Raw genomic sequence first — 24939 nt, forward strand, 5'->3', positions numbered from 1 at the left:
ACAATGAGGGGGAATTGATTGTGATTAAGAACCGAAAAATATGGAATGTGCTTATGATTCTGTGCCTTATGCTTACCATTTTTGTAACCGCTTGCAATAGTTCGGATAATACAGCTAATGAACCGGAAAGCCATTCTGAAGCGACGGATACCCATAATACGGATACAAACACGGAAGAAGGTAAGGAAGAGGGACCGAAAGAGCCTGTCAAACCATTTAGCGATGAACCCGTAACGCTTAAGATAGCGACGCCTTGGGGAATCGACTATTTCACACCGAGAATGATTGATCCGATTCAAGAGCAATTCCCCCATGTGACCGTCGAGCATGTTGACTGGAACGGGACGGCTGAGAATATGCAGGAATTAAGTGCGCAAGGTATTGTTCCTGATATTGTATTAGGTTACACCGGTCAAGCACCGTTTGAAGAACTTGAGATGGTATTCGGTCTGGATGACATGATTGCCGAGTATGGCGTTGATTTAAGTGGAGTCAATCCACAGCTGCTTCAGGAATTACGTTCAAGGGACAAAGAAGGACGTCTGATTGGTCTTCCCGATGCTGGCGATGTCCTCGCATTGTACTATAACAAGGAAATCTTTGATCTGTTAGGTGTCAACTATCCATCTGACAATATGACGTGGGATGAACTTATTGATCTGGCGAAGCAGCTGACCGTCAAGAAGGACGGTGTTCAATATAGTGGCCTTGATCTAGGGGCCATGCCAACAGCGTTATTTAATCAATTATCGATGAACTATACAGACCCAGAGACGGGTGAAGTATTGTTTGACAAAGATCCTAAGTTTGCAAAGATGATGGAAGTTCTCAAGAAATATTTCAGTATACCCAACATCTATAATCCAGAAGAACAAAGTAAATTTGAAGGTAAAACAGCTGCAATGGTCATTAACTGGCATGGCTTCTTAACTTGGTTTGGCGGAGAAGTGGAAGAGAGAGTTGAATATGAGAAAAGTATGGATATGGTTCCCGTTCCGTCGTTTGCAGATATGCCGGGAGTAGCTCCTAAACCAGGGGCTCATCCATGGATCATCAATGATTTCAGTGAACATAAAGAAGCAGCATTGCAAGTGTTAACCTACGTGATCTCCCCTGAATACCAGATCCAATACCGGATGAGAATGGGGACTCCTTCCGTATCCTTAAGCCAAGAGGATGGGGAATTGTTCGGTGCAGATGATCCAACGTATACAGGCAAAAATGTCACGGCGATGTTCCAAAATCCATTTGCTGAACCACCTGCACGTAAAAGTCCGTGGGATCGGCATGTTGCGATCAATGAGGCACTCACGAAGTTTGCCACTACCGATTTGAACGTAGCGGAATTCACGCGTGTACTGAAGGAAGAGTCGGAAATTAAGATCAAGGAAGAGCAATCCAAGAAATAAATATGACATGCATTAGGGGGAGCGTTATATGAAGCTGAAACGCACATTAGTCCTGCTATCTGTGTTTATTTTATCGATTTCATTGTTGTTGTCAGGGTGCAGTACGGATGTTGGTGGCCAGCAGGAGGACACAACGGAAACGGTAGCCACGGATACACCGTCTACGGATACGCCATCCACAGATGCGAAAACAGAAGATGAACAGGCCGTATCGACAGATGAGGTTACCATCAAGATTTTGTATCCATGGGGACAAGAGGCGTTCGATAAACTTTTTAAGGATATTGATGAGAAGCTTCCTAATATTAACGTTGAATTAGTTGACTCCCAAGCACAATTGGAGCCCTTGCAAGAGCTGAACGCGAAACAAATCGTGCCGGATATCATATTTGCCAACTGGGGAATCGACGCGTTGCAGGAGCTGGATATGATCGAACCGCTCGATGATTTGATCGAATCCCACCAATTCGATCTTAGTGGTATAGACCCTTCCATTATAGCTTACTGGCGTTTAGTCGATTCTGAGGGCAGATTGCTAGGTATGCCTACAGCTAGCGACAATTATACGATGTTTTACAACAAAGAGGTTTTCGATCTATTTGGAGTGCCTTATCCAACAGGGGATCTGACATGGGATGACATGGTTGATCTTGCGAAGAAACTGACTGGTGAAAGGGACGGAATCCAATATCATGGACTTGAGATGGGCCCTGGATTCGCAGGTACGGAAGCCTTGGTCCCTTTAAAGCAATTAAATGTGAACCTGACGGATCCCGAAACAGGAGAGGTTTTAATTACGAAAGAACCGGCAATTATTAAATACCTTGAATTGATGAAGAAGTTCTACAGCATCCCTGGTATTTATAGTGATGATCCGGAAGTCAGAAAGGATTATTCCTTTCAAAATAAAAATGTCGCTATGATCGTATCTTGGCCGGGATACATTAAATGGGGCATTGGAGATCCGGAAATCACGAAACATATTCAATCCGTACCAGTGCCGGTATGGCCGGAATTACCGAATATTGCACCGGCTTCATTCTCGCATCCATTCATTATTAATAAATACAGTGAGCATAAAGATGAGGCATTTCAAGTCCTTACCGAATATGTGTCTCCCGAGCATCAGGCCCAATTAGCAAGAATTGGGGATCGTCCAGTACTAACCGATCCGAAAGTTTACGAAGAGTTTGGCGCAGAACTTGAAGTTTATGAAGGTATGGATATCAACGCATTTTTCTCACGCCAACCAGTCATTCCAAAAACGATCAGCAAATGGGATCAATATGTGGATCTTTCAGGGAGCCTAATGAAATTCTCTGAGTCAGATATGAATATTCCAGAGTTTCTAAGAGTATTGCAGGAAGAATCTGAGGCGAAAATCAAAGATGCCATGGCTAAGGGACAATAGATATTTCATGACCAAAAGATTCAAACCAAGGTATTGACTGGGGAAAATGGGATCGTGCAAAGGAGGAATTCTTGTGTCGAGAATTATATTTAATCATGTTCACAAACGTTACGGGAAATATAAAGAATACGCAGTGAAAGACTTTAACCTCGAAGTTGAGGATGAGGAATTTCTTGTCTTTGTAGGTTCTTCAGGATGTGGTAAGTCGACAACATTACGTATGCTCGCGGGATTAGAAGATATCTCAGAAGGCGAAATTTACATTGGCGATACCATTGTGAATGATATGCCGCCTAAAGACCGTGATATATCGATGGTATTCCAAAATTATGCGTTATACCCGAACATGTCTGTCTACGATAATATTGCCTTTGGTCTGCAAATGAGAAAGCTTCCGAAACATGAAATTGAGTCATCGGTTAAACGGGCTGCCCGTGTGCTAGAAATTGAAAACTATTTGGACCGTAAACCAAGAGAATTATCTGGCGGTCAGCGCCAGCGTGTTGCACTTGGTCGGGCGATTGTTCGTACACCACAGGCATTTCTGATGGATGAACCGCTCTCCAACTTGGATGCTAAACTGCGTGTGCAGATGCGTTCGGAAATTATTCGGCTTCACAAAAAAATCGGTGTCACGACGATTTATGTTACCCATGATCAGATTGAAGCGATGACGATGGGCGATCGTATTGTGGTCATGGAGAAGGGGATTGTTCAACAGGTAGATACGCCAGAGGTTATTTATAATGAACCAGCTAATCTGTTCGTAGCTAACTTTATCGGAAACCCGCCGATGAATTTTGTGACCGGCAAAATTGAAGAGCGTGAAGGGTTCCTTGAATTCCATACGAAGCGCTTCGGGCTTAAGCTCACAGAGAAGCAAGCTCATGCGATAAGACAGATGAATCTCGTAGATCGAGGAATCATTATTGGAATGCGGCCAGAAAACATTAGCTTTGAGGAAATTATGTTGGAAGCGTATCCACAGTCGATTATTAACGGAACGATGGAATTAAGTGAATTTGTTGGATCTGACCGTTACTACCATATGAATATAGGGTTGGAGAAATATCTGGTTGCCCGTGCTCACCCACGCTATCACTTTGACGATGGAATGAGAACTGCTGTCGCCGTGGATATGAACAAAGCATTATTTTTCCATAAAGATACAGGGCTTCTATTAACAAAGTGATGGAGGGATACGAATGGTAAAGAGAAGTATTAAATTTCTTAACCGATTATTGCTCGTTATCTTATCCGTAGCCCTTATAGGTAATCCGGTGTTGCCAGGTAACGCACAAGGTGATCCCAAGATTGCAGAATCAAGCAGTCCGGATACACGTACTCAAGATTTTTCGAGCCATGAGCCTTATTTTTATACCATATCGAAAGAATGGGAGCAGAAGAAGGTTAAGGTGGGAGCGAAGGAGGCTCTGATTGATGCTAAATCGTATCATGCGAAGTCGGATGATGCTGTCGTCTCCGTGGGCTCTTATGAAGGCGAGCATGATGTTCTTCTATGGTCTCAGCCTAAAGGCTGGGTAGAGTACAAAGTAAATGTAGATCAAGAAGGCTTATATGAACTGGCTACGGATTATCACCCGTTTCTTTCAAAGGATGGGCTCGGGCGCCAGTCGGTGATCATGAGTGTCCAGATCAATGGAGAATATCCGTTTCGAGAGGCACATTCCGTTTCGTTGGAACGGCGATTCTCTGAGGTGAGACCTGAGAAATATGATGATGAGGGTAATCAAATTCGTTCATTAATTGACGAAGAAGCGGGCTGGAAAACGACTTCTTTTCGTGATTCTGAGGGGTCTTATAGCAAACCGTTGCAATGGCATTTGAACAAAGGGGAAAACACGATTCGTATAGAGACGATTCGCCAGTCGGTCGCGCTGAAATCATTCCGTTTACAAGTCCCTAAAGACATTGCCAATTATGAAGACGTGAGAAAAACGTATCCAACTCATGCAGCGAGCGGCAGTAAGGAAGCCATTGTCATCGAGGGTGAACAGTTCAGCCTTAAAAACTCCTCTTCGATTCAAACGCAATACGATCGGAGTCCGTTATCTGAGCCTAAGTCGCTCGATCTCGTTCGATTTAATACGCTGGGTGGTACGGGCTGGAACAAAGGCGGTCAAGCGGTAACCTGGGATTTTGAAGTTCCGGAAGATGGCCTATACCATCTGACATTCCGTGTGAAACAAAATTTGCGTAAAAATGCTACGGTATTCCGAAATATTTATATTGACGGTGAAATTCCTTTTAACGAAATGAAAAACGTTCCGTTCCCATATGACAGTGACTGGAAAAAGGTATCGCTTGCTAATACGGATGGGGAATTATTTGATTTCTATTTCACAAAAGGAAAGCATTCGCTCAGGATGGAAGCAACTGTCGAGCCTTATATCCCCGTCATAGCCGACATCGATCAGATGTCGAAGGAACTTCGCGACGTTTCCAGAGAACTTCGTATTGCCACAGGGAATAGCACAGATGCGTATCGCGTATGGAACATCGAGAAAGATATCCCGGGTATGACCAAGAGACTTGAAGTATTAAGGGATAGCTTCAACAAACTTACAGATGAAATGCTCGCAATCAACAAGGTAAGGGACAATGTGTCACAATCCTTTAAATCCAGTGTGCGAGATTTAGAAGATTTATTAAAAGATCCGAATGAAATTCCTTATAGTCAGTTAACCATCGGAACGATGCAAGAGAAAATTGAGGCCCAGCGTGTGGATTTGATGAATACTCCGCTGCAAATTGATCGAATTTATGTAGCTGCCCCCGATACAAAACTGCCTAGAATAGAGGCAAACTTCTTCGAGAAATTATGGAACTCGATCGTTACGTTGTTCTATTCCTTTTCAAGCAAGAACCAGCTTGATCGGAATGCAGAAGATGAATTGAATATTTGGATGTTCAAAGGGCGTGATTACGTCGATGAGCTGCAGCAGCTTGCCAATGAACGATTTACACCAGAGCATGGCATTAAAGTGAATATCAATTTGGTCCAGTCGGCAGATTTGGTAGTTCTCGGTAAAGCAGCCGGGATATTACCTGATATAGCGATTGGGGTACCGAGTGCATCGATCTTTGATTATGCATTGCGCAATGCCATTTATGACTTTACAAAATTCCCGGATTCGGAGGAATTGTTAGATCAATTCCATCCAGGTATTATGCAGCCTTACCGTTATGACGGTGGTGTTTATGGTATACCGGAGACCAATAACTTTAACATCATGTTTTATCGCAAGGATATTATGAATCAGCTTGGCCTACCTGTTCCGGATACTTGGGATGATGTATACAAGATTCTGCCGACGTTATTGCAGAACGAAAGCAACTTCTACATCCCGCCGGATAACTTCTCGTACCTGTTCTTCCAAAATAACGTGGAGTTGTATTCGAAAGACGGACTGACGAGTGCATTGAACGAACCTAAGGCTTTTGAAGCGTTCAAAGAATGGACGGAAATGTTCAATGTGTACGGAATGGAACGACAAGTGAACAGTTTCTATCAACAGTTTAGAGATGGAACCATGCCGATCGGTATTTCAGATTTCAATACATACATGCAGCTACTGGTCGCAGCACCGGAAATTATGAATGAATGGGCAATCGCTCCCATTCCTGGAACAAAGCAGGCAGACGGTACGATTGCAAGATGGGCTGCCGGGGGAGCGCCGACAGCGAACATTCTTTTCAATGATACGCCGAAAGAGAAACGCGATCTCGCTTGGGATTTTGTGAAATGGTATATGTCCGAAGATATTCAAACCGAGTTTGGACTTAATCTGGAGCAATATCGAGGTGAAACCTTCCGCTGGAATTCAGCTAATGTTCATGCGTTTGCGAATATGCCTTGGAAACAGGATGATCTCAGCGTTATTTTGGATCAATGGCAGTGGATGCAAGAATGGCCCAATGTACCGGGAGGATATATGACGGCTCGAGAACTTGGTTTTGCTTGGAACAATGCAGCCATTGATCAAGTAAATCCGAGGATTGCATTAGAGAAGGCGGTTAAAGAAATAAACCGAGAGATGAAGCGTAAACAGCAAGAGTTCAATTATATCGATGAAAACGGGCAAGTGTTGAAGAAGCTGGATCTGATCCGAATTACGGAACCTTGGAAAGGAGCAATTCTGAATGACAGATAATGCAGCAGCTCTTTCTGAAAAGGTGAACGGAGCTAAGGCCAAGCTCGGTAAGACGAAGCCCAGCATTTCGGAACGGATCCATTATTTGTTGAAAGACATGTGGAAGTACCGCTTATCTTACTTGTTTATTTTGCCGTTTATGGCGATGTTCATCATATTTATCCTGATTCCTGTTGTTTCAGGTATTCTGTTAAGTTTCACCTATTTTAATGCCTTTGATTTTCCATCATGGCGGGGCTGGCTTAACTACCAGAATTTATTCTCACAGGACATTATTTTCTTGCAGTATGTATTGCCTAACTCGTTTAAGTTTGCCGTATTCGTAGGGCCAGTCGGTTACATCTTAGCCTTTCTGTTAGCCTGGTTAATTGCTCAGCTGCCAACAACGATGCGCACTTGGTATGCACTTGCCATGTATGCTCCTTCGTTATCTGCAGGTGTTGCGATGGCAGTCGTTTGGACGGTTATGTTTACCGGGGACCGATCAGGTTATATTAACAGCTTTTTGCTCAAATGGGGAATCATTGATCAGCCGGTTTTATTCTTACTCGATAAAGACTACCTGCTCAATATTATGATCATTGTCTCGATATGGTCTTCTATGGGTATTGGTTTCTTGGCCATCTTGGCCGGTATCCTCAATGTGGATAGACAATTGTACGAGGCAGGACGAATTGATGGTATATCGAGCCGTCTTCAAGAAGTGTGGTACATCACCATTCCAATGATGAAGCCGCAGATGATGTTCGCAGCCATTATGGCAATCGTTCATACGATTAAATCCGGAGGTATTGGGGTTCAATTGTCGGGTACGAACCCGACTCCGAATTATGCGGGTCAATTATTAATTGATCATATCAATGACTATGGATTTATTCGTTTCGAACTCGGTTACGCGAGTGCGATTTCTATCGTGGTTCTTCTGATGTGTTATGTGTTAAGTAAATTTTTCGGTTATTTATTCGCACCGAAGGAGGATGAATAATGCAAGAGGCACGGATGACTGCCATGCAGCGGAAATTAAAAATAAAATGGAGCGACTTTGTATTAGCTCTGAGATTGATCGATCGAGCACAAATATGGATTGCCATCTGTATCTTGCCGCTTGCCATTTTCATGCTCCTTCCGCTCATTTATTTGTTCAACCATGCATTTAAACCATTGCATGAGCTGTTCATGTTCCCGCCCACATTTATTGTTAGGGAGCCGACAACGGGGAGTTTCTCCGAACTGTTTGCCATGACGGCAAGCACCATTGTGCCGGTATCCAGGTATGTATTTAACAGTATTGTGGTTACCTTGTTGTCTAGCGTTGCCATGGTTATCACAGGAGCGATGTGTGCCTATCCTTTATCGAAGCATCCGTTCCCAGGTTCAAAAATTGTACTTGGTTTAATTATGCTGTCGTTGCTATTCGCAACAGAAGCCATCGCGATTCCACGCTTTATCGTCATTCAAAGCCTAGGGATTATGAACACTTATTTAGGTCACGTACTGCCACTTGTTGCCATGCCGGTGGGCGTATTCCTATTGAAGCAGTTTATGGACCAAGTGCCGAACGAGTTGCTGGAAGCAGCGAAGATCGATGGCGCGAAAGAATTCACAATTTTCCTGCGCATCGTTATGCCAATCGTTACACCTGCCATTGCAACGATTTCAATCCTTGCTTTCCAATCGGCATGGGGGAATGTAGAGACTTCAACTTTATTCATGCAGGAAGATTCCATGAAGACACTGCCGTTTTACATGAGCACATTAACATCTGGGCTAAGCAACTCGGTAGCTAGACAGGGAGCTGCGGCAGCAGGAGCATTAATCATGTTTTTACCGTCATTGCTCATCTTTTTGATCTTCCAGAGAAGAGTAATCACGACCATGGCGCATTCGGGGATCAAATAAGCAGTGGTATGGGGGAGGTGTACAATGCGCAACAATCCAAGCAAACGAAAATATGTGCTTTGGCTAGTCTGCTTGATTGCACTGACTGGATTCCCGATGATCGCAAGCGCTGATGTTCCTTATCGTACCTTCACGGAAGACAGTTATGAACGTACGATAATGACTCAATCTGCATATTCTCCAGTCGGCGTATTAGCGCAGGAGATTCCAGTCGTCAATGAGAAGGGTGAAGTAGAGTATACATCGCTGCAGCGTCCTCAAGATCTATTCATTGCAGACAATGATGATATTTATATTGCGGATACCGATAATAATCGGATTGTTCATCTGAATGAAAGTGGTGAGCTTGTTCGGTTAATCACGTTACCAGAAAGTCCGCTCAATCAACCACAGGGTGTGTTTGTTGCCGATAATGGCGATGTTTACATTGCGGATACAGGTAATAAGCGAGTTGTTCACCTGGATAAGAATGCGAAATTATTGACTGAAATTGGTCGTCCTACATCACCACTAATTAATGAATCCTTCGTATATGAACCGACGAATATGGTTATCGATAAACGCGGCTTTATATATGTTGTATCGAAAGGAAGTTATCACGGGATCATCCAATTTACTCCCGAGGGGAAATTCGACCAGTTCTTCGGAACGAATAAAACGGAAGTAACGCTGATGGATATCATTCGGAGACAGTTTTATTCGAAAGAGCAATTGAGTCGGCAGGTTCGACTTCTGCCTGTAACGATCCGGAATATAGATATCGATGATCAAGGCTTCATCTATACGGTTTCCGGTTCCAAAACAGAGCAAGTCAAGAAATTAAACATTCGCGGTGAAAATATATGGAAAGAGATGTCGTTCAATGAACGGTTGTTTTCCTTAGCTACAGTAGAATCTGATGAATTGATTGAGAAGCAGCTTACCGATGTTTCCTTAGATCAGAATGGTAATGTAACGATTATTGATAAATCACGGAACATTGTCTCCCAATATGATGCAAACGGTACGATGTTATTTTATTGGTCAGGCCGTTCTGCCTTAGGTAATTCGCTGGTTGGTTTAACAGCGGCACCTGTTGCAGTAGAAACCAACTCAAACAAACACCTTTATATTTTGGATGAAGCGCTGGGCCTCATTCAAGAGTATGAACCGACCGAGTTTGGAGCAACGGTTCACGAAGCTTACAAGTTGATGGAGGAAGGCAAGTATGCAGAAGGGGAGCAGTATTGGAACAAAGTACTGAAGTTGAATGCTCACTTCTCTCCAGCTTATAAAGGAATCGCTCAGGCCGCATTTTCTCGCGGTGAGTACGAGCGCGCTAGAGACTTGTTCAAGCTTGCAGGAGATGGTGAGGGATACTCAGACTCATTCTGGCAGATTCGCCTGCAATGGTTCCAGAAAAACTTCTCGACCTTGGCGAACTCTGTTATTATAGCCAGCCTCTTATTATGGGTTTTTATCAGGCTAAAGAAAAAATTCAATTTCCGAATGATGCCGAAATCGAATAAGTTAAACAGTCAAACCTGGTTCCAGCAATTAAAGCATGTATTCTATATCTTGAAACATCCGATAGATGGGTTTGGTGATTTGAGATATTTGAATAAGGGTGGCTACATCAGTGCTTTCGTTATTCTCATATTAACGGTAGTCATGCTTCTGGTGAAATCGTTCTATACGAGTTTTACATATAATCCAGTGCCGGTCTATGCAAAGGGTTCAACTTACATGCTTACAGTCTTCTTGGCCGTATGGTTATCATGGGTGGTATGTAACTATCTGGTAGGTTCGATCAAGCAAGGTGAAGCAAGGTTTAAAGATGTATTCGTTGGAAGCTGTTATTCCTTATTCCCGGTCGTGTTACTCGGGATCCCGCTTGCCCTTATTTCGAACATCTTTACACAAAGTGAAGCATCCATTTACAGCTCGATTGAGGTAGGTATGCTTTTGTGGAGTGGGTTATTATTCTTCTGGAACATTCAAGCGTTGCAAAACTACGGTGTTGGCGAAACGGTATTGAATATAACACTTACGGTCATCACAATGACCATTATGTGGGTACTTGTGTTCATCTTAATCGGACTTACATCCGAATTTGGTAACTTTGTTTACACGATCTATCAGGAGGTGTCGATGTGATGCGCTTATTACGGTCCAAAAAACGATTCATGGTAGCTGCGATTTGCGTCTTATTCGCGTCGACGCTCGGCGGTTTCATCTTTGCTACATCCGCTTCAACCAATAAGACGAAGACCGAAACTCAAACAACAGCACAGACTGAAACAAAGACTAAAACGGAGACACAGAGAGCACCTCAGACGAGTACGACAAAGGCAGTAACCCCTGCAAAATCAAATGGGAAATTGCCGGATGAAACCCAGTTCCAAACGATATCGGAGAATGAGAAATTATTGCTCAAAGCTGATAAATCCTCCGGTCATTTTACTGTAACAAGTAAAACAACAGGAGAAGTATGGCGCTCCTTTCCTAATCCGAAGGATTGGCAGGATAAGCTCAATACAGATGCATGGAAGCTGCATCTTGCTTCACCCTTTATGTTCCGTTATGTAGAGTTTAACCTGCGTAAAGACTTGCTGAAAGAGACTAACTTCTATGCACAAAAAGGGGGAATAAGCCAGTTCGAAGTAACAGATCAGGGATTCAAAGTTATGTATGACATGCCAGATCTTGGCTTCATCATTCCTGTAGAAGTCAAGCTTGGCGAAGATTTCGTTGAAACCAAAGTATTAGCTGAAGGTCTGGTAGATGAGAAAGTCATGCCGAAGGAAGAACCAGCGGCAGCAACGGTTGATAAGGATGGCAAAGAAGTCAAGAAACCGAAGCCCAAGAAAGATCCGATGGCTCGCCTAGCGTCCATTCGCTTATTCCCTTTCTTGGGTGCACAAACTTCGGATGACGAAGATGGATTTCTATACATTCCAGACGGGCCGGGCGCTTTAATTGATTTCAGAGAACGTCGAGCGGGTACACAAAACCTCTATACGGAACGTGTTTATGGTGACGATTGGGCATACAGTAACCGCAATACCATGTCTGATCGTAATCCGATTACTATGCCGGTATTTGGCATTAAATCGAATAAACAAGGACTTCTTGGAGTCATTACGGAAGGTGAAGAGTACGCGAACGTGGTTGCGGCGCCTTCGGGATCATTCAGTCAATTCAACTGGGTTACACCGGAGTATCAATACCGGTTCAAGTTCTTCCAACCGACAGATACGAAGAAGTTGAACGGTTACTTGACGTATAGCAAGGAAATAACGAAGTCGGATCGTGCGACCCGTTATTATATGATCGAGGAGAAGAATGAAGAAATTAGCTATGTTACACTAGCTGAACGCTATCGGGAATTGTTGATGAAGGAGTCGGCGATGAAACCGCTTGAAGGTGAGCATGCGAAGCTGCGGCTGCAGCTGCATTTACTTGGCGGCGATACCGAAGACGGATTTTTGTGGGATTCATATCTACCGTTAACTACGACGAAAGAGGCGGAAGGCATCGTGCAGGAGTTGTCTGCACTTGGTGTCGATCATATGGACATCACTTATCTTGGCTGGCAAAACGATGGATACAGTAAGTTTGGCGGCGACTTCCCCGTTCCAGATCAACTGGGCGGTAATCAGGGAATGAAGAAATTCACCGATTTTGCTCATTCGAAGGGCTACGCGGTTTATCTTGATGCCTCTTCCTATACGTATAACAGAGGCGGTGAAGACGGATTTCGAAAAAATCGAGACGGTCTTCGTGATCTAGCTTCTTCCGTCATAGAATCGACGAATTGGGATAGCAGACGGAAGACATTTGTCAGTCCTCAATTTATGAAAGGGGTTATAGAAGGAGATCTCCAAGAAGCGAAATCATTAGGAATTAATGGCTATTTATACGGTCAAGGAATCGGATCGTTGTTGAATACGGACTTTAATGAGAACTATAGAGCGACAAGAAAACATTCAAAGGAAATTCAGAGCCAATTGTTTCAGATGACAAAAGAAACATTCGGCAGCGTAAGAGGGGCAGGAGGTAACGCGTACACCTTCCCATATATTAGCCATATGGACAACATGGCCTCTAACTTCTCCTATGACATGTTTATCGATCGTGTTGTACCATTCGCCCAAATAGCTCTTCATGGTCTGACTACATACTCATTCGAGTATGCGAACTTGAGTGATGACTATGCGGACAATTTCTTGAAGGGAATCGAATACGGCGCAGTACCGTCGTTTGTCGTAACGAACGCTTCATCACAGGAATTACTTAAATCACTTTCTCTCCATGAATTCTACAGTACAAACTACAAGGACTGGCTTGCAGAGATCGTGTCACAGTATCAAAAATACGAAGAGGCACTTGGTGATGTGCAGAACGAGTTCATTACAGGCCATCGTGAAATCGTAAGCGGCGTATTTGAAACAACATACAGTAACGGAAAACAAGTCATCGTGAATTATAACGATAAAGAGGTTAGCGTCGGGGATGCTGTTGTGAAAGCCAAAGATTACATTGTAAGCAAAGGAGGTGCGTAGTATGGCCCCAAAGCGAATACTCTCTGCTAAGAGATCCCGAAAGCTGGAAGGGTCGTTATTTATTGCACCGTGGTTGATCGGCTTTATCGCTTTTTTAGGATTTCCGCTAGTCTTCTCACTCTTTATGAGCTTTCACACGGTAAAAATATTGCCGAAGAAAATTGTGTACGACTTTGTTGGCGTCAAATATTACCGCGAGATCTTGTTTAACAGCTCGGATCTATACGATAAGTTAATTCCATACTTCCAGGAAGTCGTCATCATGATCCCGGTTATCGTCATATTTGCCTTGATGATCTCTATTATGCTGAACCAAAAGCTGCCCGGTCGATTCTTATTCCGCGCCATCTTCTTTTTACCGGTTATCTTCTCTACGGGTGCTGTGCTGATGTCATTTATTAATCAAGGGGAAGGCAACCTGGGTTTCCTTGAACGATTTAATATTGGCGGTTACATGGATATGTTCCTTGGGGACAGTTCATGGGCGAAACCTGTAAAGACCGTATTGAATCAGTTTGTCCTTGTCTTATGGTATTCCGGGGTGCAAATTCTGCTCTTTATTGCAGGCCTTCAGACCATTTCGACGTCTGCGTATGAATCAGCTCGAATTGATGGTGCTACACCATGGGAGGTATTTTGGAAGATCACACTTCCAGCAATGTCACCGTTCATCCTGCTGAACTTAATTTATACCGTTGTAGATATGTTTACGTTCCCATCCAATCCTGTCATTAGTTTGATCAATACGGGGAACTACGGATTTAATAGTGCACTCGCATGGATTTACTTTGCTATTATTCTTGTATTCTTAGGAATTGTCATTCTCCTCTACAGTAGAATTAACCGGAAAAATGCAGGAGTAAATCGTTAGTGAGGAAGGGAGGCAGAACATGAAGGTTGAATTAGCGAGGCGTGTGAAACTGAAACAGAAGTTCACAACGAAACGTGGATTACGGCAAGTGAAGTATACGATTCTAGGTCGAGAGATGAATCAAGGGCTGATATTTAAACTAGTCTTGTACGGCATATTCATCGTAACCTCCTATGTGTATATGAACCCGATTTTAAAAATGCTGGTGAAGATGATCATGAGTGCCAAGGACTTAATTGATCCAACCGTGACGTGGATTCCGTCTTCCGTTTACTTAGGTCATGTGGTCGAAGCTTGGAAGCTGCTGGATTATCCGAAGTCTCTCTCCATCAGTGTACTGATTGCGATTTCGACTGCTGTGCTGCACTGTATCTCGTGTGGGCTAGCGGGCTATGCCTTGGCAAGACTCGATGTCCCATTCAAGAAGACGATTCTATTCCTCGTCTTCTTGGCATTCATTATTCCGCCGCAAGTTGTTATTTTGCCGACGATTATGGTGTATACGAAGCTTGGATTGAACGGTCATTTATTAACCTTAATTTTGCCTTCTATTTTTGGGTTCGGTGTCAAGGGCGCACTCTTTGTCATCATTTTCCGTCAATTCTTCTCCACGCAGCCCAAAGCATTGGAAGAAGCGGCCCGTATCGATGGTGCAAGTGCTTTGAGATTTTATGTACGCGTTATGTTTCCATTGGCAAGACCAGCCATTCTCGTCGTCCTGTTGTTCTCGTTCGTCTGGACTTGGAATGACACGTACTACCCTAGGATGTTCCTGGGTTCAAGCGGCGATATGCCGTTAGCACTGAAAATGTCATTTATCGATAGTCAGTTGACGACGTTTATTACGAATGGAGGACTGCCGGAATATTTAGCCGAACCGATTAAAATGGGTGCAAGCTTCCTGGTTATATTGCCTCCGCTTATTCTTTACCTCTTTGCCCAGCGTTACTTTGTTGAGAGTGTTGAACGTACAGGTTTGGTCGAGTAGAACTGGATCCATAATTTAGGATAATACAGGAGGATTATATATGAAGAGAAAATCGATTTTTCTAATCATTACTTTTGTATTCATGCTAACAACAATACTTTCAGGTTGTACCGGCAATGATTCGGTAAATAAAGAACCGGAAGTTGTATCCGAAGCGAAGCCTGCTGGGACTAATGAAAAAGCTGCACAGGAAGAAGAAGTGGATTGGACGAGTAAAGCTGTGACGGATTTCAGCGAGGAGACAACGATCACCATTCAACATGAATGGGGCATAGATCAGATTGCTCCTCTCATGCAGCCCATTGAAGATAAGCTCCAAGCAGAAGGTAAGAATATAACCGTTCATTGGATTCAAGGTGATTCCACCTCGGAAGCATTGCAAGAATTGAACGCTAGCGGTGTCGTCCCGGATATTATTTACAGTTCTAAGGGAATTGATGGTTTAAAAGAACTGGATATGGTTGAGCCCATTGATGACTTCATGAAGATATACGAAATGGATGAAACTAGTATCAATCCATCTGTAATATCCTTGTTCCGCTCCTACGATGATAAGGGTTCAATGGTTGGTGTACCCACGTTTGCTGATACCATTACGTTATTTTACAATAAAGAGATTTTCGATATGTTCGGCGTTCCTTACCCGACAGACCATATGACGTGGGATGAAACCTTTGAGTTAGCTAAGAAGTTGACCGGAGAACGAAATGGTGTAAACTACCGTGGTCTGGAGATGGGCTATACGAACAGCCTGACAAGCGAAGCGCTCGCACCTCTTAAAGAAATTATTACGAATGTTGTGGATCCTGAAACGGATGAAGTATTACTTACGAAGGAGCCGGCAGTTACAAGATATTTCGAATTGATGAAAAAGTTCTATAGCATACCAGGGATATATGAACGTGATCCGGATAAACAAGCAAGCTTCTTTGCCGGTGGAACGGCTGCGATGTTAGTGTCTTGGCCGACATACTTGGAATGGGGAATTCCTGAAACCATTCGACCGAATGTTGATTCGGTTCTCATGCCCATCTGGGGAGGGGAAGAACAGTTAGCGTCACCTACGCAAGCTCATATGTATGTATTGAATAAATACAGTGAGCAAAAAGATGCAGCTTTCCAGTGGATGAAAGAAGTCGTTGCGGAAGATATGCAGATGAAGTTCTCCGCTGCAGGATATCCGACGGTATTGAAGAGTCCTGAAGTTATCGCGACATTCGGCAGCGAAAAAGATATTTACGAAGGCAAAAATGTAAAAGCGTATTTCCCGGAAAACGCGAGAATAATTGAAGGTAGAAAATCGGAATATCAGCGATTAGCTGAAGGTATGATTACCGAGAAACTGAAGGACTTCGCGAACTCAGATATGAATATCGCCGAATTTTTGCGGAAGCTGGAAGAAGAAATGACGATTAAGATCAAGGAAGAGCAACAAAAGAAAGAACAAGGTCAATAAGAACCTCTGGACGCCTGCATAAGTATTTGTTAAGAACCTGAGGCCAACGTCTCAGGTTCTTGGCGCTATATAGCTTTACGCACTTGTTGGACTATTTTGCTGATTAAATCTTCACACTATCTCTATGGGGATTCATGTATTGTAGAAAACAGGGGATGAATCAGTCGAAAAGTGGGGAAGGTGAATTCGCGATGTATGATAAGCTTCCAGTCCTGAATCCAGAGGAAACGATCCCGATATTGCAGGATCAATTCTATTATCCACCTTATATTACGCTTGCCCATATGTATAAACCTCCAATGGGTTGGTTTATGATACCTCAGCAGATTAGTCAATATCAGCTTCTATATGGAGTCGATGGGAAGGCGGATAATATTATGAATGGCGTTAAGTGTCCGCTTGGAAAAGGGGATATTTACATCATTCGGCCCGGTGCTGTTCGTTCATTGCAACCATCTAAGAATGAGCCATATGTGGGAATAACCATTTCATTTCATTTTGGACTGTCAAAGTCACCAATAGAATTCATGTTTGGAAAAGACTACATTAAGGGGAGCGATCCAGATGGATCGTTACTAGGCAAACTAATCCCCTTAATTCAGGCGATCCAGCAGCATACGTTGACAAGTAATATGCTTGCCCAAGGACTGTTGTTACAAATATTATATGATTTGGCTAATAACAATCCGGTTGATGAAACAGCGAAGCAAACCACAAAAATCAATGCAAAGATGGTGAAAATCTGTAATTACATTAAAGAAAATTATAGTACGACGATTCGTTTAGATACGCTAAGTGAGATGACGGGGCTGAGCAGAAACTATATCATACGGCAATTTCGCAAGTGTTACGGTATGACGCCGTCTGATTATCTGGCTACGATTCGCATAGAGAAGGCGAAGCAGCTCGCACTTGAAACCGATCTTTCGATCAGCGAGATTGCGAACCAGGTCGGATATACGGAGCTGCACTCATTTAGTCGGATGTTCAAAAAACGAATGGGAATCAGCCTGAGTCAGTTTAATGCAACGCTTATTTCGTCACTCGATATCGTCTCCCCCCTAGAAGAATCTTAGGGGGTTATTTTTGTTATAAAAGTGTTACTCTGGGCTAAATACTTCCAGGGATTAGCCGAGTAAACTATGAATTAGATCGATTTGAAAACGCTTCCGATGTCTAGTGGACAGTTCAAGTTCGATTCAGAATTAGCCTATGAAAATGTAAGAAGACCGGATCGAATGGCTTTTGGATTCATTTAATCCATTCTTTTCACATCGGTATTATGAATTTGATGTAGGAGGAGTTATATATGAAAAAAAGTAGTCGGAAAAGTCTAGGCCTGCTGTTAATGATGTGTCTCTTGTTCCTTCTCGTTCTGGGGGCATGTTCATCAGGAGGAGGCGGTGAAGCAGCAAGTGATAAGCCGGATACAACAGAGTCAACAGAGGCAACGAATGCGAATACAGAAGAGCAAGAAGAGAAGCCCAAGCCTGTAGAATTGAAACAATTCTCGAATGAACCCGTTACGTTAAAGGTAGCAACCCAATGGGGTGAAGAAAATTTCCAGAACAATTTTGTTCAGGATATGAAGGAGCTGGTTCCTCATATTACATTCGAATATGTGGATTGGAATGGAACGGTTGAAGGGATCCAGGAGATTAACAGCGCAGGGACGGTTGTTGACCTACTAACGCCCAACCTTGGGGTGGATGTGCTGCTCGATCTTGATATGGTACAGCCGCTGGATGAGATGGTAAAAGAGTATGGGATCGATTTGAGCACAGTGGACCCGTCGTTTATTGCTCTGATTCGCTCCCAAGACCCTGAAGGACGGCTGATCGGATTGACGGGTAACGGAGGGATTTATGGTCTCTTCTATAATAAAGAAGTATTCGACCTATTCGGTGTTCCCTATCCGACAGAAAACATGACTTGGGATGAAATCATTGACCTCGCTAAGAAAACGACAGGTACCCGTGAAGGAAATCAATACATAGGATTGGAGTTCGGCTCGGATACGGTGGATGCTGCTCTATTACAATTATCTATAACATTGACAGATCCAGATACCGGGGAACTGTTATTGTCTAAAGATCCGAAGTTTACGAAATACATGGAACTGATGAAAAAAATATATAGTATCCCAGGCATCTACAATCCGGAAGAACCAGATAAGTTTATGCAAAAAACAGCTGCAATGGAAATCAACTGGCATGGTTTCCTGACTTGGTTTGGAGGGGAGACCCCGGAGGAAAGAGCAGATTTCAAGAAAGACATGGACATTCTGCCGGTTCCATCCTGGTCCGACATCCCACAAACGGCTCCAGCGGTTCATACGGCGCCTACCGTAATTAACCCGTATAGCGAGAATAAAGAAGCAGCGCTGCAAGTACTTCAAGCCATTATTTCAATAGAGAACCAAACGAAGGCTACAAGAAAAGGCACAATCCCGGCTACCTCCGATGTGGAAATACGCAAACAGTTTGGTGCCGACAATCCAGATCATCAAGGCAAAAATGTAATGGCCATGTTCCAAAACCAATTTGCCCTTCCTCCTGCCAGAGCAAGCGTGTGGGATAAATATGTCGATTTGAATGGGGCTATGCAGAAGTTTGCGACCTCGGACATGAACATCCCAGAGTTTATTCGGGTGCTTGAAGAGGAATCAGCGATCAAGATTAAGGATGCCAAGAATAAGGAGTAAGAGAGTTTCGTTCAGACAAAATAGAGTACGGAATAGGAGCGAGTAAAATCATGACAGATATGTTGCATAAGGAAGGCTGGACCCTCGTATTTCATGAAGAGTTTGATGGGGAAACGCTCGACCAGACGAAGTTCTCACCCTACGGGTTATCCCATTGGAAGACATTAGAGGAAGCAAAGGCGACCTATCAATTACGTGATAGCTGTATCGTGTTACAACTGCCTGATGAGCATAAGCGTGTATCCGCTATTGTTACGGGGATGCGAGACGGACTACACCGATACGGTGATAATTTCGGACTAAACCATCATGATCGTGCCTTCATGAACCTTGTGACGAAATATGGTTACTTCGAGTTACGTGCGAAGGTGGCGAAAGGGAGCGGGCTTAATTCAGCTTGGTGGATGATCGGGTTCGAAAATGAGAAGGAGCAAAATGCTGAAGTCGACATTTTTGAAATGTTAGGCAAAGACACACATTTACTGAATACAACACTTCATTCATTACGTGATACGAAGTTGAAGTACGCCCATATTCCGTATCGTACGGATGTAGACTTATCTGAAGATTTTCACGTATACGGCTTTGAGTGGGATGAATCCGGTATGAAGTTCTACCTGGATCATGAGCTATATTGGGAAATCGATCAGTCACCGGATTATCCGATGGTTACATTGCTCCAGATTAATGATGGCGATGGGGGATGGATTGGCGACCTGGATCGATCCATTCCGTATCCGAAGGAGTTCCTCGTTGATTATTTAAGGGTATATAAGCGCGAGGGGATGCCTATGGAGCTCATTCCGCTCGAAGGAACGGAAGGCAATCTCGCCCGGTTTGCCATTAGCGGAGTAGGTAACGATATTACCTGGGGAGATTTGTACAACGCACAATCGCATATTTGTTATATCAATGACGGCGATCCGAATACCGCTCTAATCAGCAAACCGGAAGAGTCATTACCTCACTATATTTATTTGGATTGGATGGAACCGAAAGCATTTGATATGGTATCGTTAACGACACGAGCGGGATTGAAGCATGGCCCGACACAGTGGGATATTGAAATATCTCCAGATGGTGTATCCGATTGGCGTAAAGTGGGTGAATCCGGGCAGGTTGCATGGAGTTATCGTGAGAATGAGTTAGAAACGTTCGAAGTCAGGTTTGCCCAAGTAGAGCAGGCTAAGTCGATTCGCTTGGTTATTCAAGCCTTCAATGAGAGTCAAGAAACAGGAACGTATCTTATCCAGGACATAGCTGTCTATTTGAGCACAAAGGCGTAATAGATCAGAGCTGATCCGAAGCGGAGACGGATGAACTGTTGGCTGTACACATGGCCGGTAGGAAATGGATGGATGGCCTAAACTGAAGCGGTCGTAGTTACCTCATTGTAGTTTATTCGTTTATCACTTGTACATGTCTTTGGAATCAATGACCAACGCCGAAAGCCTCAAACCCATAAAATAACGGTTGAAACGTATAAGATCAGGGTATTGGGAGATGTATGAATACCATCATCAGGAGGCGATGAAGTGAAGAAGAAGACCTACAAGTTGAAACATATGGCCGGAGCATTTCTTGCTGGTGCCATGCTGTTTTCAGGATTTTCGCTGGCGGCTGCCAATCCCGAAGGAGCCGTAGATGCGATTAAACACGCAACATCTAAAATAAGCTACTACGTCAATGGCAAGGACCACTCTACACCTGCCGGTCAATTCATGAACCAAGGGACGGCGGCCCCGGATTCCATTATTCACAACGGCACGACTTACGTGCCTGTTCGCATCGTTTCTGATCTGGTCGGCCAGCCCGTGTATTGGGAGCAAGCTTCCCGAACGATCTCTTTGGGACTTCCCGTGGTCAAGCTGTACAATGCGGCGAGCGAGCCTGTTGGTTCCACTACCTTGGAGCAGATCAATGACGGGGTGAAGGTGAAGATTACCGCATCCGGTCTCACTCCAGGCAAGCATGGGTTCCATGTGCATGAGAATGTGATACAGGGAACAGATTTTAAATCTGCCGGAAGGCATTTTAATCCGACCGACAAGCATCATGGCCTTGAGAATCCGCAAGGAAGCCATGTTGGCGACATGCCGAACCTGGTCGTCGGCGCAGACGGCACCGTTGAAGCGGAGATGATCATTCAGCATGGCACACTTGAAAAGAATCAGCCTAATTCGGTGCTGGGACGCTCGCTGATCATTCATGCCGGCGAAGATGATGGCGTAACCGATCCAGCGGGTAATTCCGGCGACCGTGTGGCTGGCGGGAATATTCCGGAGTAATCTAGTAAGTTGATAGTACATCGGTTTGCAGCATATGAAATCCAGTGAAAAACGCATCTCCACAGGGAGGTGCGTTTTTTTGATGGCTGTGCAACGAAGGGGAGAGAAGGAACTGGTGGAGTAGTTTATGTAAGGTGTAATCTTGGTGGATACGTCGTTAACGATTGACTGCCATACTGTAGAGGGATCATCGAAGTTCCGGTTTGGATCAGAACAGGTATACGGATTTACCGTTGGGTTGTCCATGATTTAGAGTTTTTGATGGTTTTGGCTTTCCGTTATTCGGACCGTTGTTGCTTTTTGCGGATATGCCGTATAGGGTTAGTTAATTCTAATATCCAAGTACTCAGGAGTTTAGTAGTTTGTAGCAGACCACTAATTATAGTTGAAAAAAGACCGTAGATGTAAAATGTAGGACCCATTAGAATGGGAAATTTCGCATTAATTAAGTATCTATCTGACAGTTGCGGTGATTGTAAAAAAAGAACTCCCTTCTAGCTATTACTTCGTATAACGTCAGGAATGCTTCTTTGATATGATACAATGTAAATACATAATTAACCATGTAAAGGATGAGAATCTATGCCGGTTTACAACAAGCTAGTTCGGGATATGATTCCCCAAGTCATTGAATCTACAGGCAAAGAATTTCGCACACGGATCTTGGATGAGGAAGAGTATAAGAAAGAATTGATCATAAAGCTGAAAGAAGAGTCGGAAGAGTACTTTGCCGCTGAAAGTTCAAAGGAGTCATTGGAAGAACTTGCAGATATGCTTGAGGTTATCCGGGCATTGGCGGTGGTACATGGAGCAACATGGGAAGAGCTTGAAGCCTTGAGAGAGAAGAAGGAGGAAGCTCGAGGCGGATTCCAAGAACGGGTGTATCTAATCGATGTCGACGACAACGCTTAATGTCAAACTGATTACGGAAAACTTAGCAGACGATTTAATCACCAGGATGCAGAATGCTTCCGGAATCTATATTATGACTTCCTTCGTTATGCAATCAGGGGGGCGTTTATTGGCTCCCCATTTGAAAAGTGCGATCGAACGGGGACACCAGCAGAGACACTGAACGATTGAACATTCAATTAATTAACGGGATCGCGCTCAAGAATAAGTTGATGCCTGGAGAAAGAAGAAACGGATCGGATAAATCATTAATACATAAGAAGGGCGATGCATTTACATGAAGCGCCCTTGCAAGTGCATTAATCGTTAGCAACGTAGGCGCTTTTTTAACTTTCTCAATTTCAGTTATTTGTATTTGAGTATAATCTGTTTAGCGAATAATGGAGTGAAATAAATGCCCAAAATCCAGGTTCCACCCGAGTTGCTGATTCAAGTCGCTGAGAAGTTCCGTATAGAGTCCCTGCAAATGGAATGGAGAATAAGTTCCCTGGACCATCAAATGGATACCATGCTGATGTGGGAGGGAACGACGCGGTAGCGTTTTTTTGAAGATTTTCATAGAGCCCGCAGCGAAATGACCCAGACGATTGAATATATGAGATCAATTAGTGATGAATTAAAACGCATTGCTTATAGATTTATATTAGTAGATGAAGAACTATTACCTCTTGCTCTGGTAGGCAGCAAAGAGGAGCCCAAGACTTGGCTTGAAGAGGCCTGGGGCAGCTTGAAAGAATTAGGAAACGGAATAATGGCTGCTTCTAACGAGAGATATGATAAACGGTATTCTTCGGTGTGGAGCTTTTTGGATTACTGGACAGCTGGCGTACCCAAAGGTGCTTACCAAGGTTATGTGGAAAGGGCTGATAAGCTTTTTGATTCCCCGAATCACTTCGCCAATGGTAAGACCTTTGGAGTACATGGAACTATTAGAGAAGCCATTTTTCCTATAAATGCATGGTCTACAGAACATGTTGCTAGTATCATTGGAGCAGCAGGAATTGCTACGGGTGCAACAGTACCTCTTATGAAACCGAAAGATATATTGAGTCCATCTGTTAAATATGAAGTTAGAAAAGGTAATGATGGCTTGAAGCATGATTCGAGTGGAGATGGAGGAGGAACGCCGAAGAAAGCTGAGGGGTCAGGTGAGGTTGGTAAAGTTATACCAACAAACAGTACTGTTATTAGTCCAGAAATGAAAGATAAGATATTGGAGGGACAACGCAAAAACCCAAATAAGAATGACTTAATAGGTGGGCATTCTCCTGAAATCACTAACCGTAATCCAAATTATGCAGTTGAAGAGATCTCGATTAACCCTGATGGTACGAGAAAAGTAAGGTTTACCACACAATTCCTAGATGGAAATCTTTCTAAAATTAAAACAAGTACACTCTTTCCAGAGTCTTGGACTGAAGAACAAATTCTAAATAGCATAACTAATGTTGGTAATGCACCAGCTATTTCTACCAGGTTAAGAGATGGGGCAACTTGGCATAGAGCTGTTGTTAATGGTGTTGAAATTGATGTAATTAAAGCTGGTGAAAATGTGACCAGTGGTTATCCAACAGGAACAGTAAATGCATCTCGCCCAGCAGGTTTTTAATTCAACATTAATGGAGGCAATGTATATGTACAAAGAACTAGATAACCTATTATCTGCGGATACAACAGTAGATTCGTGGTACGATGATGGCTGTGTCATTGCAAACGAGATCCTTGCAGAATTTAGTCCAAGTGATTGGGATGAATTATCTAATCAAGTACTAAGTAAACCAGTAGAATGGCAAAGAAAATTGGCATATTGTTTAGATAATGAGTGCAATATGTATGAACTTAACATTTTAATAGCATTACTGAGCACTAATGATGTTGAGTTGTTCGAGATATGCATTGACACACTAAGAAGTTTTACAAATCAAGATAGTAAGAAAATGATATTAGATAATCCCATAATAATACAACGTGTTAATAGCATTTTATCGCAAACATCGAGCTTACCAGTGAAAAATATGCTTCAAGATTTTCTTTCAAAAATACATTCGTAATTTTGCGCTCTATACCTTGATTGGTTTTAGGTCTTTCAAGGTTTCTTTTTTTGGAGGGGGCTACCCAGTACTGTATGAACCCATCAAACATTAATGATCAATAACGTTTTAGATCAGTATAAGACAAAATATTTAACCACAAGTCTACTTAAGTGAATTTTCGAATCGGAGGGCGTATATAGATTTCTCCGTCCTCTTTCCCGGATCTCTAAGTAACTATTTACGTTAGTA

Annotated in this window: 19 protein-coding genes; all 19 read left to right on the forward strand. The window is 43.3% G+C overall.

What is annotated here, in order from left to right; translation table 11 throughout:
- Positions 1-20 precede the first annotated feature (20 nt).
- The 19 genes from MKY48_RS05645 to MKY48_RS05735 all read left to right on the forward strand — a co-directional run bounded on the left by MKY48_RS05645 (position 21) and on the right by MKY48_RS05735 (position 24708).
- The gene (locus MKY48_RS05645) at positions 21-1409 is read left to right on the forward strand and encodes an extracellular solute-binding protein (RefSeq protein WP_339270728.1); all 1389 of its coding nucleotides are present in this window, start codon (positions 21-23) and stop codon (positions 1407-1409) included.
- 28 nt (positions 1410-1437) lie between these two features.
- Positions 1438-2820, forward strand: a complete 1383-nt coding sequence (locus MKY48_RS05650; protein ID WP_339270730.1) for an extracellular solute-binding protein — start codon at positions 1438-1440, stop codon at positions 2818-2820.
- A gap of 73 nt (positions 2821-2893) precedes the next feature.
- On the forward strand, positions 2894-4012 hold the full coding sequence (locus tag MKY48_RS05655; protein ID WP_076325478.1) for an ABC transporter ATP-binding protein: 1119 nt from the start codon (positions 2894-2896) through the stop codon (positions 4010-4012).
- A 13-nt stretch (positions 4013-4025) separates the two neighbouring features.
- The gene (locus MKY48_RS05660) at positions 4026-6995 is read left to right on the forward strand and encodes an extracellular solute-binding protein (RefSeq protein WP_339292487.1); all 2970 of its coding nucleotides are present in this window, start codon (positions 4026-4028) and stop codon (positions 6993-6995) included.
- A gap of 97 nt (positions 6996-7092) precedes the next feature.
- On the forward strand, positions 7093-7980 hold the full coding sequence (locus MKY48_RS05665; protein ID WP_251035623.1) for a sugar ABC transporter permease: 888 nt from the start codon (positions 7093-7095) through the stop codon (positions 7978-7980).
- The gene (locus tag MKY48_RS05670) at positions 7980-8894 is read left to right on the forward strand and encodes a carbohydrate ABC transporter permease (RefSeq protein WP_339270734.1); all 915 of its coding nucleotides are present in this window, start codon (positions 7980-7982) and stop codon (positions 8892-8894) included. The genes MKY48_RS05665 and MKY48_RS05670 overlap by 1 nt, the downstream gene beginning before the upstream one ends.
- A gap of 24 nt (positions 8895-8918) precedes the next feature.
- The gene (locus MKY48_RS05675) at positions 8919-11030 is read left to right on the forward strand and encodes a YIP1 family protein (protein ID WP_339270736.1); all 2112 of its coding nucleotides are present in this window, start codon (positions 8919-8921) and stop codon (positions 11028-11030) included.
- Complete coding sequence (locus tag MKY48_RS05680; RefSeq protein ID WP_339273396.1) at positions 11030-13438, forward strand: DUF5696 domain-containing protein; 2409 nt, start codon at positions 11030-11032, stop codon at positions 13436-13438. The genes MKY48_RS05675 and MKY48_RS05680 overlap by 1 nt, the downstream gene beginning before the upstream one ends.
- Before the next feature lies 1 nt (position 13439).
- Positions 13440-14309, forward strand: a complete 870-nt coding sequence (locus tag MKY48_RS05685; RefSeq protein ID WP_098742108.1) for a sugar ABC transporter permease — start codon at positions 13440-13442, stop codon at positions 14307-14309.
- A gap of 19 nt (positions 14310-14328) precedes the next feature.
- Positions 14329-15297 carry a carbohydrate ABC transporter permease gene (locus tag MKY48_RS05690; protein ID WP_339270740.1) on the forward strand — a complete coding sequence of 323 codons (969 nt, stop codon included), beginning with the start codon at positions 14329-14331 and terminating at the stop codon, positions 15295-15297.
- A gap of 40 nt (positions 15298-15337) precedes the next feature.
- The gene (locus MKY48_RS05695; protein WP_339270741.1) at positions 15338-16753 is read left to right on the forward strand and encodes an extracellular solute-binding protein; all 1416 of its coding nucleotides are present in this window, start codon (positions 15338-15340) and stop codon (positions 16751-16753) included.
- A 191-nt stretch (positions 16754-16944) separates the two neighbouring features.
- The gene (locus tag MKY48_RS05700; RefSeq protein WP_339270742.1) at positions 16945-17829 is read left to right on the forward strand and encodes an AraC family transcriptional regulator; all 885 of its coding nucleotides are present in this window, start codon (positions 16945-16947) and stop codon (positions 17827-17829) included.
- A gap of 233 nt (positions 17830-18062) precedes the next feature.
- Positions 18063-19457 carry an extracellular solute-binding protein gene (locus MKY48_RS05705; RefSeq protein WP_339270744.1) on the forward strand — a complete coding sequence of 465 codons (1395 nt, stop codon included), beginning with the start codon at positions 18063-18065 and terminating at the stop codon, positions 19455-19457.
- Positions 19458-19507: 50 nt separating this feature from the next.
- Complete coding sequence (locus tag MKY48_RS05710; RefSeq protein ID WP_339292488.1) at positions 19508-20743, forward strand: glycoside hydrolase family 16 protein; 1236 nt, start codon at positions 19508-19510, stop codon at positions 20741-20743.
- Positions 20744-20992: 249 nt separating this feature from the next.
- Positions 20993-21745 (forward strand): superoxide dismutase family protein, encoded by a 753-nt coding sequence (locus MKY48_RS05715; protein WP_339270748.1) that lies wholly within the window; start codon positions 20993-20995, stop codon positions 21743-21745.
- A gap of 582 nt (positions 21746-22327) precedes the next feature.
- Positions 22328-22657 (forward strand): nucleoside triphosphate pyrophosphohydrolase, encoded by a 330-nt coding sequence (locus MKY48_RS05720; protein WP_339270750.1) that lies wholly within the window; start codon positions 22328-22330, stop codon positions 22655-22657.
- Between the two features lie 394 nt (positions 22658-23051).
- Complete coding sequence (locus MKY48_RS05725) at positions 23052-23195, forward strand: hypothetical protein (protein WP_339270751.1); 144 nt, start codon at positions 23052-23054, stop codon at positions 23193-23195.
- A 36-nt stretch (positions 23196-23231) separates the two neighbouring features.
- Positions 23232-24266 (forward strand): EndoU domain-containing protein, encoded by a 1035-nt coding sequence (locus tag MKY48_RS05730; protein WP_339270752.1) that lies wholly within the window; start codon positions 23232-23234, stop codon positions 24264-24266.
- A 25-nt stretch (positions 24267-24291) separates the two neighbouring features.
- Positions 24292-24708, forward strand: coding sequence for a hypothetical protein (locus tag MKY48_RS05735; RefSeq protein WP_076326516.1), 417 nt, complete (start codon positions 24292-24294; stop codon positions 24706-24708).
- The last annotated feature ends 231 nt before the right edge of the window (positions 24709-24939 follow it).

The organism is Paenibacillus sp. FSL W8-0187, assembly GCF_037969755.1.
In the GTDB taxonomy this organism is placed as follows: domain Bacteria; phylum Bacillota; class Bacilli; order Paenibacillales; family Paenibacillaceae; genus Paenibacillus_AQ.

Coding starts and splice junctions, on each gene's coding strand:
- MKY48_RS05650 (WP_339270730.1), top strand. CDS start 1,438: ATGAAGCTGAAACGCACATTAGTCCTGCTATCTGTGTTTATTTTATCG.
- MKY48_RS05660 (WP_339292487.1), top strand. CDS start 4,026: ATGGTAAAGAGAAGTATTAAATTTCTTAACCGATTATTGCTCGTTATC.
- MKY48_RS05665 (WP_251035623.1), top strand. CDS start 7,093: ATGTGGAAGTACCGCTTATCTTACTTGTTTATTTTGCCGTTTATGGCG.
- MKY48_RS05670 (WP_339270734.1), top strand. CDS start 7,980: ATGCAAGAGGCACGGATGACTGCCATGCAGCGGAAATTAAAAATAAAA.
- MKY48_RS05675 (WP_339270736.1), top strand. CDS start 8,919: ATGCGCAACAATCCAAGCAAACGAAAATATGTGCTTTGGCTAGTCTGC.
- MKY48_RS05680 (WP_339273396.1), top strand. CDS start 11,030: ATGCGCTTATTACGGTCCAAAAAACGATTCATGGTAGCTGCGATTTGC.
- MKY48_RS05685 (WP_098742108.1), top strand. CDS start 13,440: ATGGCCCCAAAGCGAATACTCTCTGCTAAGAGATCCCGAAAGCTGGAA.
- MKY48_RS05690 (WP_339270740.1), top strand. CDS start 14,329: ATGAAGGTTGAATTAGCGAGGCGTGTGAAACTGAAACAGAAGTTCACA.
- MKY48_RS05695 (WP_339270741.1), top strand. CDS start 15,338: ATGAAGAGAAAATCGATTTTTCTAATCATTACTTTTGTATTCATGCTA.
- MKY48_RS05700 (WP_339270742.1), top strand. CDS start 16,945: ATGTATGATAAGCTTCCAGTCCTGAATCCAGAGGAAACGATCCCGATA.
- MKY48_RS05705 (WP_339270744.1), top strand. CDS start 18,063: ATGAAAAAAAGTAGTCGGAAAAGTCTAGGCCTGCTGTTAATGATGTGT.
- MKY48_RS05710 (WP_339292488.1), top strand. CDS start 19,508: ATGACAGATATGTTGCATAAGGAAGGCTGGACCCTCGTATTTCATGAA.
- MKY48_RS05720 (WP_339270750.1), top strand. CDS start 22,328: ATGCCGGTTTACAACAAGCTAGTTCGGGATATGATTCCCCAAGTCATT.
- MKY48_RS05725 (WP_339270751.1), top strand. CDS start 23,052: ATGCCCAAAATCCAGGTTCCACCCGAGTTGCTGATTCAAGTCGCTGAG.
- MKY48_RS05730 (WP_339270752.1), top strand. CDS start 23,232: ATGACCCAGACGATTGAATATATGAGATCAATTAGTGATGAATTAAAA.
- MKY48_RS05735 (WP_076326516.1), top strand. CDS start 24,292: ATGTACAAAGAACTAGATAACCTATTATCTGCGGATACAACAGTAGAT.